Annotated in this window: 8 protein-coding genes; 3 read left to right on the top strand and 5 right to left on the bottom strand. The window is 68.6% G+C overall.

From position 1 onward, the window contains the following. The first annotated feature begins 663 nt into the window (after nucleotides 1-663). The gene (locus VH112_11870) at nucleotides 664-1,887 is read left to right on the top strand and encodes a CoA transferase (GenBank protein HEX4540932.1); all 1,224 of its coding nucleotides are present in this window, start codon (nucleotides 664-666) and stop codon (nucleotides 1,885-1,887) included. 26 nt (nucleotides 1,888-1,913) lie between these two features. Here VH112_11870 and VH112_11865 read toward each other — a convergent pair whose 3' ends face one another. Continuing rightward, nucleotides 1,914-3,200: an amidohydrolase family protein gene (locus VH112_11865; protein HEX4540931.1), complete on the bottom strand. Its 1,287-nt coding sequence runs from the start codon at nucleotides 3,198-3,200 to the stop codon at nucleotides 1,914-1,916. A gap of 82 nt (nucleotides 3,201-3,282) precedes the next feature. Here VH112_11865 and VH112_11860 point away from each other — a divergent pair, with 82 nt between their 5' ends. Continuing rightward, entirely contained in the window at nucleotides 3,283-4,029 is a 747-nt protein-coding gene (locus tag VH112_11860; GenBank protein ID HEX4540930.1) for a hypothetical protein, read from the top strand. A gap of 1 nt (nucleotide 4,030) precedes the next feature. Here the strand turns inward: VH112_11860 and VH112_11855 are convergent, their stop codons facing one another. Next, nucleotides 4,031-4,729 carry a GntR family transcriptional regulator gene (locus VH112_11855; protein ID HEX4540929.1) on the bottom strand — a complete coding sequence of 233 codons (699 nt, stop codon included), beginning with the start codon at nucleotides 4,727-4,729 and terminating at the stop codon, nucleotides 4,031-4,033. A gap of 153 nt (nucleotides 4,730-4,882) precedes the next feature. Here VH112_11855 and VH112_11850 point away from each other — a divergent pair, with 153 nt between their 5' ends. Beyond that, nucleotides 4,883-5,704, top strand: a complete 822-nt coding sequence (locus tag VH112_11850) for an enoyl-CoA hydratase/isomerase family protein (protein HEX4540928.1) — start codon at nucleotides 4,883-4,885, stop codon at nucleotides 5,702-5,704. Here the strand turns inward: VH112_11850 and VH112_11845 are convergent. The 3 genes from VH112_11845 to VH112_11835 form a co-directional block, all read right to left on the bottom strand. Next, nucleotides 5,681-7,093 carry an AMP-binding protein gene (locus tag VH112_11845; protein HEX4540927.1) on the bottom strand — a complete coding sequence of 471 codons (1,413 nt, stop codon included), beginning with the start codon at nucleotides 7,091-7,093 and terminating at the stop codon, nucleotides 5,681-5,683. The two genes, VH112_11850 and VH112_11845, sit on opposite strands and share 24 nt — an antisense overlap. Beyond that, the gene (locus VH112_11840) at nucleotides 7,090-8,382 is read right to left on the bottom strand and encodes a hypothetical protein (GenBank protein ID HEX4540926.1); all 1,293 of its coding nucleotides are present in this window, start codon (nucleotides 8,380-8,382) and stop codon (nucleotides 7,090-7,092) included. The genes VH112_11845 and VH112_11840 overlap by 4 nt, the downstream gene beginning before the upstream one ends. A gap of 13 nt (nucleotides 8,383-8,395) precedes the next feature. Further along, nucleotides 8,396-8,575, bottom strand: a 180-nt coding sequence (locus VH112_11835) for a hypothetical protein (protein ID HEX4540925.1), incomplete at its 5' end; no start/stop codon positions are given.

Raw genomic sequence — 8,575 nt, 5'->3', positions numbered from 1 at the left:
CTTTGGCTGCGCTGGTGTCGGCGCTGCGGTGTGGCCTGCCTGCGCCAGTGGGGATCTCGTGCCCATTGCGACGACTAACGAAAAGCTCTATGCGACGCGTCGCCCGAGCAGCAGCGTCAGCGCTGCTTCGATGACGCGGGTAGTGGAGGAAGACTCGGAGCTTCACATTCTGCATCGAGAATCCATTTTTGGATGGGAGGTACTGCAGGTCGCAACGAGGCCTCTGCCCCCGCCACCTGCCGCCAGCGCGCCGGCCTCGCCCGGCGCGACGAGCTCTGCCCCGTTTTTCCCACGCTTGCGTCGTTATGTTCCGCCGGTGCTCGTCGATGTCGCAAGAGCGAGCAACCTCGGCAAACGGGTGCGGCGCACCCTGGCTCGGCCCCCCGACTAGGGGCACAGGCCAACGCACCATGGACGTGAGGAAGAAAATCGACCCGAGACAGCCCCGGTGCGACCGACGGTTTGGCGGTTCAAGGCCAACCGTCCGGGCTGAGATTCCGCCATCGATTCTGCCGACGGGCTGATGCGAGACGGTGTGAGTCGAAGTGAAGGTGACTCCGGGGACCGCTGAAACCGCAGGTAGTGCCGATGGCCCGGTGTTAGTCGAAGTGGGCCGGTGCGAACGTGACACAATTCGAGGATGGGCGAGAAGCGCGGCTCCACGTGACGGCACCGCTGTCATCGCTCCGGGTGGTGGAGTGCTCGATGCTCGGACCCGGAGCTATCACCACTCCTCTGGCTGACCTCGGGGCAGATGTCGTGAAGGTCGAGCCGCCGCAGGGCGACTATGTCCGCGAGATGACCTGGCCCATCGTCGACGGGGTCTCGCTGATGCATCTGCAGCTCAGCCGGGGGAAGCGCAGCGTCGTGCTCGACCTCCGCACGGAGGGGGGGAAGAGCGTCTTCCTCGACCTGGTACGAGGAGCTGATGCCGTCGTGGAGGCCATGCGGCCTGGCGGGCTGGCCCGTCGCGGTCTGGGCTTCGAGCAGCTGAGCGCGGTGAATCCACGCATCGTCTTCTGCACGATCTCCGGGTACGGCATGACGGGCCCGTACCGTGACCTGCCCAGCCACGGCATCGCGTACGACACCTGGGCGGGGGTCGTCACCCCAGAGCGCACCCCGGAGGGCTTTCCCGGCATCCCCGAGCACGTCTCGATCGGGATCAACGCCGGGCCCCTCTACGGCGCCCTCGCCATCCTGGCCGGCGTGACCAACGCCCGGGCCACCGGCCAGGGGAGCCAGCTCGAGGTTGCGCAGTCCGACGCCGCCGCAGCCATGGACTGGCTTCGCAGCTCGACCTGGCGGGCCTATGAACGGCCCGAGTCCGAGGTCACGGGCAACAAGTCAGACGACTACGAGCGCCGGCCCCCGGGCACGGCTGGCATGCGCGACGGGGTCCGGTACCAGATCTACGAGTCGGCTGACGGGTACGTGATGCTGATGGCGTCCGAGCAGGCCTTCTGGAAGTCGTTCTGTGACGGCGTGGGTCGTCCTGACCTGTTCGAGCGATGGCCAGGTTCGAAGTTCGCCGACCACGCCAAGGGAAATCTCGAGCTGCGGGCCATCCTCGCCAAGGTGTTCGCGGAGCGCAGCACCGAGGCCTGGGTGGACTTCGCCGGGGAGCACAACGTGCCCATCGCCCCGGTCAACTCGCCGAAGACCCTCGCTGACGATCCGCAGTTCCTGGACCGCATGTCGTGGCTCCCGGCGTCCGAGCTCGGTGCGGACATGCTTCCCAACCCCATCAAAGTCGTCGGCGAGGCGCTCGCCACCCCCACCATGGCACCGACGCTCGGCCAGCACACCGACGAGGTCCTGACCACCGTGCTCGGCTACGACGAGGCCCGCATCGCCGAGCTCCGCGCCTCTGGTGCCTTGGGGTAGGGCCGTGGCGGTCTCGACCCCGGCCGTCAGCGGCGTGGTGCCGCCGGTGCGGCTCTGAGGCTCTGGAAGTAGTCCAGGTCGGTGTCGTCGGGAGGGCGACCCACCCGCGTGGTGGTGTCGACGTCGACCGCCTCGGCCCGTAGGGCGGCGACGCTCCAGCGCTCGGGCGCCCGGGCGACCGCCGGATCGAACTCGAAGTGCCGCATGGCGTTCTCGTGGGTGATCTTGTCGATCTCGTCGTCGCCGAGAGCTCCGAGCAGCGATTCGAGCGTCTCTGGCCCGCGGGGCCAGCTGCTGTCCGAATGGGGGTAGTCCGACTCCCAGCAGACATTGTCGATGTTGAACTCGTCGATGAGCTTGATCCCCACTCTGTCGTTGATGAAGCAGCACAGCACCCGCTGGCGGAAGACGTCCGCAGGACCAGAGCCGGGAGGGAAGCTGTGCCGGGTCCAACCCGCGTGGCGCTCCTGGGTGTGCTCGGCCCGTTGGAGGAAGTACGGGATCCAGCCGATGTCCCCCTCCGTCAGAGAAAAGCGCAGGTTCGGGAACCTCCACCAGAAGTCGGCCCACAGCAGGTCACCCAGGGAGTAGATCGACATCGCTGACGACAGACTCATGGCGACGCTGGGCGGAGCGTCGGGCGAGGTCGCCGCGCTGCGAGAAGACGAGCCGACGTGCAGGCACAGCACCGTTCTCGCATCGGAGCAGGCGGCGAAGAGCGGGTCCCAGTGGCCGCTGTGGATCGAGGGAAGCTTGAGGGCGGCGGGGTTCTCGGAATAGGTGACCGCATGACAGCCCTTGTCCGCCAGCCGGCGCACCTCAGCGGCGGCGAGCTCGACGTCGAAGAGGGGGAGAATGCCGCAGGGGATGAACCGATCCGGATACGCGGCGCACCACTCGTCTACATGCCAGTCGTTGTAGGCCTTGATCATGATCTCGTTGACATCGCGATCCGGGCCTTCGTTGAGAACCTGACCGGAGAAGCCGGTCCAGTTGGGGAAGTTCAGCCCCGCCAGCTGCCCTCCGGCCGACATGTCCCGCACCCGCTCGTGAACGTCGTAGCAGCCGGGACGCATCTCGTCGTAGCGCTGGGGGTTGACGTTGTACATCTCGGGAGGCTTGCCCGCAACGGCGTTGAGACCCAGGTTGCGGCCCGGCTTCTCGCCGTACCACCACTGCTGGAAGCCCCGCTCGTCGGTGACGACACGCGGGGCGCGATCTCGGTACCTGGCCGGAACGTGAGCGTCGAACATGTCCGCTGGCTCAGCGATGTGATCGTCGACGCTGATGAGGACCATGTCTTCAGGGCGCACGCGGAGCCTCCACTGACGGTAGGCGGTTCTTCGTACGGCTATTGTCGTATTCTATATACCTTTGGGCGAGAGGTCTTCGGAGATGACGACGAACGGCAAGGTCTACATCCACGAGTTGATCGACATCCTCGGCCACAATCGGGCTCGGTACATGTACCACATGACGGCCAATTGGAGCCCCATCGCCCAAGAGGAACGACATCAGCTCTGCTACGGCGTGTGGGGCGTCGTGGGTAGCACGTCCCACTGGCCGAGGGTCCTCAACATCTGGGAGGAGGATGGCTTCGAAGGCCTGGCGATGTCGTTCAGCCATGAGTTCGAGCACCCGGGGCTCCAGGACCCCAAGCTGGCCAAGTGGTGGGCGGAGGCAGCCAACTACCGCCGCGGTGGGCTCGACAGGATTCTCGTGCCCGCGCCGTGGGCTCGCACCATCGAGGAGCTGTGTGCCGATGGCGTGCGGGGGGAGGTGTACGCCCACGAGCAGGTCCGGCTGGCGCAGGGCGGCTCCCGCGACTTCCTGGAGCACATCCGGGACACGGCCGTGCCGCTGTACGCGGAGCACGGCTGGGTGCTCGCCGGTGCATGGGAGACGGCCATGACGAACGAGTCCGAGTGCATCCTGTTGTGGGCCATCCCGTCGTGGGAACGATGGGCCGCCCTGGAGCGGGCGGAGCAGGCGGACACGCCACTACGCCGGTGGCGACGCGCCAGCTACGGCCGGACCATCTCGTCCGAGCGGTTCCTCGTCGTCGACGCACCCCTGTCGCCCTTCCGCACCGGCCGGCAACCCGGTAAGTCGGACAGGAGCGACGACTGGCAGGATCTTTGATCTACGTACCCTTGGGTCCGTCGGAGCCAGCACTATCGAGCAGGCCACGCTCGCGGAAGACGGCGACGACGTTGTCAGCCTGGCGTCTCATCATCCGCTGGTACTCGGTGGCGGCCCGGTCGCCGTCGCGACGTTTCATGGCCCTGGCGATCGCGGTCAACCCCCTCCGCTCGCCTTCGATGGCAGCCGGGACGAGCTCGAAGAAGTTGCCCGGGACCAGCCCTGACATGGCTCGAAGCACGACGTTGATGCGTGGTGAGCGCGCCGCCCCCGTGATGGCGGCGTGGAAGTCGATGGCGAGGCTTTCGAGCTCGTCGGCATCGTCGGTCTCGTTGAACGCATCCGCCAGCTTGGCCAGCTCGTCCTCCAGACCCGGCGCCTTGCGGGCGAGCGCCCGCTTGGCGGCGAACCCATAGACGAGGCCGTACAGCTCGTAGTGATCTCGGACCGCCTGCTCGTCCAGTGCGGTGACGAAGGCGCCCCGATGGAGCTCGATGCTCACCCAGCCGCCGCTCTCCAGAGCGATGAGTGCTTCCCGGATCGGGATCCGGCTGATCCCGAGATCCTGGGCGAGCTCGTCCTGGGGCACGCGCTCGCCGGGACGCAGCTCGCCCTCGAAGATCAATCGCCGGATGTACAACGCAGCGTCGGTACCGCTGCTGCGTCTGGCGAACCGTGGAGCGGACGAGGTGCGGGGCATTGTCCTCCAGAGCAGATCAGAACCTTCGCTATCATGCATATTGTATCGACATGCGTGGCCGTGGGAGGTTGCGAGGGGATGAACTACCGGTCGGCCGGTTGGGATTGGCCGGTGCGGACCGGGCCGGCACGAACGACCGGGGAGACACACCAGGTGGAGGACAGCCCCCAGAGCGGGCCGCCTCGAGGCGACTGGCTGGGCACGGAGTACCTGCGCTTCGAGCGGCACGGGCCCTTCGGCCGGTGCATCGTCGACCGGCCGGCCAGCCGCAATGCCATGACGCCGGCCATGTACTTCGGGGTGCGATACGCCTCCAACCATGTCGACGCCGACGACGGCCTGGCGGGGTTGCTCATCACCGGTACGGGAGACGTCTTCATCCCCGGGGGGGACCTCGGCGGGTCCAACGAGGACGATTGGGCCGACCTCTCGCGCCTCCTGCACATGGAGGTCCTGCCCTTCGACGCCCTCCGCCAGGCCCGCAAGCCCGTGGTATCCGCCGTGAACGGGATCTGTCAGGGCGGGGGGCTCGTCATCGCCATGTTGAGCGACGTCGCCGTCGTCAGTGATCGAGCAACGTTCCGGGTGCCCGAGCTGTACCGAGGGATCGCCGACACGCACTACGCACAGATTCTCTGCCGCCAGGTCGGTCCGGCCCGCACCCGGGACCTGATGTTCACCGGACGCAGGCTGGGTGCCAGCGAGGCGGTGGAGTGGGGTCTGGTGTCCCGTGTCGTACCGCACGAAGAGCTCCTCGACGCGGCGACCGAGGTGCTCATTGCATGCGCGCGCACGGCACCGGGCGCTCGCAATGACGTCAAGCGCACCCTGGATGGTTACTACGGCCTGTACGACCGCATAGGAATGGCCGCCAGTGTGCGGGGTCCCGAGGCGCGCGAGGGATACCTGGCCTTCAAGGAGAGACGGCAGCCGAGCTGGGTCCCGCCCGAGCTAGGGCTCGACGATCGCCTGTGAGACGAGGTCGGCCCGCAGCACCTTGCCCGTCTCGTTTCGAGGCAGCTGGCGCACATGGTGGAAAGCCACCGGCACCTTGTAGGGCGCCAGGTGGTCCCGGCACAGAGCTTCCAGCTCCCCGGCTGGAGCCGGATCGCCGGTGAAGAAGGCGACCGGGACAGCGCCCAGACGGTCGTCCGGAGCTCCGACGACAGCCACATCAGTCACCGCGGGGGACAACCGGAGCACCTCCTCGACGTCGCCCGGGTAGACCTTGTTCCCGCCCCGGTTGATGACATCGCTGGCGCGTCCCTCGATCCACACGAATCCATCGCTGTCGACCCGGGCCATGTCTCCCGTGTCGACGTAGCCGTCCGCGTCGACGCGGTCTTCGAGGTCCCCGCCGGCTGCGTAGCCGAGGGCCCGGTTGGGTGGCCGCACACGGAGCCGCCCGGTCTCACCGGGCTCCACGACGCTGGCGTCGTCGCCGACGACTCGGATCTGCACCCCCGGATGCGGCCGGCCGACGGCGCCGACCTTGTCGGGGTAAGCCTTGGCGTCCGCCGCGGTCCAGCCGATGACCTCTCCGATCTCGGCCTGACCGTATCCATTCAGCACTAAGGCGTGGAACCGTTCGGTGAAGCGCCGAGCCTGGAGAGGTGAGAGTGGCGCCGTGATGCTTCGCACGTACCTGAGAGGAGAGAGGTCGCCGATCTCGGGATCGTCGTTGAGCATGGTGATGGCGGCCGGCGGCAGCACCGTGGAGCGGATCTGGAATCGCCCGACCAACGCGGCGAAGTCACTCGCCTCGAACCGGGCGATGATCACCAGGGCGGCGCCCGCGCGCAGGCCGAACAGAGCGTTGTAGATCCCGGCGTTGAGGGCGAGCGAGACCGGGATCAGGTTGGGCGTGGGAGAGCGGGAGCGATCGCCGGGGCCGCCGCGAAGCGGACCCAGCACCCGGTCGATGAGCTCGAGGTAGGCGTGGTGGGTGTGCAGGACGGCCTTGGGCTTGCCGGTCGTCCCCGATGTCCACAGGACGAACCCGACGCCGGGCTCATAGGTGCGGCCATCTCGATCAGCAGTCAGGCCGTACTCGTCGAGGAGGGCCGCGGGCTGGGTCACCTCGATGATGCGATCGACCTCGTGGGACGGAGATCGGGGGTTGACGGGAACCCACACGCACTCGGCCATCCAGGTGCCGAGCATGGCGATCACCGCCTCGGGGCCGTTCGGCAGCTGCGCGGCGACGGCCTGGCCGGGATCGACCCCCTTCTGTCGCAGGTCATCGGCCAGGACGGCAGCAGCGCGCCGGGCATCGCCCGCGGTCACGGCGCGGTCGAGCGTGTGCAGCAGGGGCTCGTGGTCGGAGAACGGGTGCTCAGTGAGCAGCGAGGACAGGTTCGTCATGAGCTGCCTTCCAGGGAGCCGCCCCATGCCACGACCGGACCGGCGACGTCGACCATCCGGCTCAGCTGGGCCGGATCGGTCGCCAAGGAGACCGGCTGCGGTCGCTCGGCGACGACCAGCCGCCTGAGGCGATCCAGATGATCGGCAGGCGCCAGTGCCGGTCCGGACGGGTCCCACGCCTCCAGCGGTACGGCGACCCCCAGGTGATCGGCCGCCTCGAGCACGGCATGGACCGGGGCGGCCACCGGACCGTCCACCACGGCCAGCACGGCACGAGACGGACAGCGGAGCCGGGCGACCAGCGCGCAGGCCGGGGCGAAGCCGACGGCATCGGCCTGAGCCGGGACGTGGACGGCGCCCGGCTCGGTCGTCGCAAACGTGCGCGCCACCCAGTATCCGGCGACCCCCGGGTCGGCGGCGACGAGCCCCTCGGGACCGAAGCTCCGGCCGTAGTTGAGGGTCACACGGGTCGGAGCGAGAGGCACGACCTCTGCCGACCAACCCTGCTGGGTGACGGCGGCGAGCCCGGCTCGGAGGGGGGGCACGGCGAGATCGAGGCGTGGCCGCCACCACCGTTCGGCGAGTGGCCCCAGAGAGCGCGGGCGGGCGACGACCGACGGCGCCAGCTGCCAGCGCACGGCCGGAGCCTCATCGGGATCCAGCCCCGTGGCCACAATCAGGTCGGCATCGGCGAGGCCGCCCAGCTCGAAGTCGCGCGCCTGCAGGCCGACGGTGGCCCAATGGTGCCGACTCCTCCAGTCGAGCACGCCCTTCGCTCCCCAGGTATTGAGCACGCCGAGGCTGGCGCTGGCCGCCAGGGCGCTCAGCCCCGCCACTGCCTGGCTCTGTATGACATCCGGTCCGGCCAACACGACCGGGGATCGGGCCGCGGTCATGACCTCGAGGTCGTATGGATCGGGCTCTATCCAGCTATCGACACGGACCGGCGGAGGCGGTATCGCGTCAGGCGCCGGTGCGTCGAGGTCGAGGTCCAACCGGAGGACGAGCGCCCCGCGAGCCAGGGACACATCGGCGTCGAGCAGATCTGTCGGGTCGGTGATGGCGAGCTCCGGAGCCGACGGCTCCGGGCTGGCCACGAGCAACCGGCCGTCGCCGGCGTGCGCAGCCGCCGCGGTGCCGTTGACGCGCCGGTGCGCGGTGGCCAGCTTGGCCGCCACTTCCGGGTCGTCTACCTCCACGACGGTCGGGCCCGGCAGCGGCTTTCCGTACACGGCGTCGATCCCGTGTACACCGAGCCACCGGACCAGGAGCTCGCCGGCGGTCGTCACCCGGCCGCCATCCTCAGCGCCCAGAGGGCGGGACCCATGCGGGGTCGCGCTTCTCGGCGAAGGCCCGGGGGCCCTCCTCCTGATCGGGATGTCCCCACAGCGACGCCAGCTCCTTGGCCCCTGCCCGGCAGGCGTCGGTCAGTCCCAGCTCGAGCGCCTGCCACAGCGCCCGCTTGGTGGCGGCCATGGCGGC

This window comes from Acidimicrobiales bacterium (assembly GCA_036270875.1).
Lineage (GTDB): Bacteria > Actinomycetota > Acidimicrobiia > Acidimicrobiales > AC-9 > AC-9.
This window is presented reverse-complemented; position numbering and strand designations above follow the sequence as displayed.

What these genes read in the sequence shown, in the direction of transcription:
- VH112_11860 (HEX4540930.1), top strand. Translation starts at nt 3,283, where the DNA reads ATGACGACGAACGGCAAGGTCTACATCCACGAGTTGATCGACATCCTC.
- VH112_11845 (HEX4540927.1), bottom strand. Translation starts at nt 7,093, where the DNA reads ATGACGAACCTGTCCTCGCTGCTCACTGAGCACCCGTTCTCCGACCAC.
- VH112_11855 (HEX4540929.1), bottom strand. Translation starts at nt 4,729, where the DNA reads ATGCCCCGCACCTCGTCCGCTCCACGGTTCGCCAGACGCAGCAGCGGT.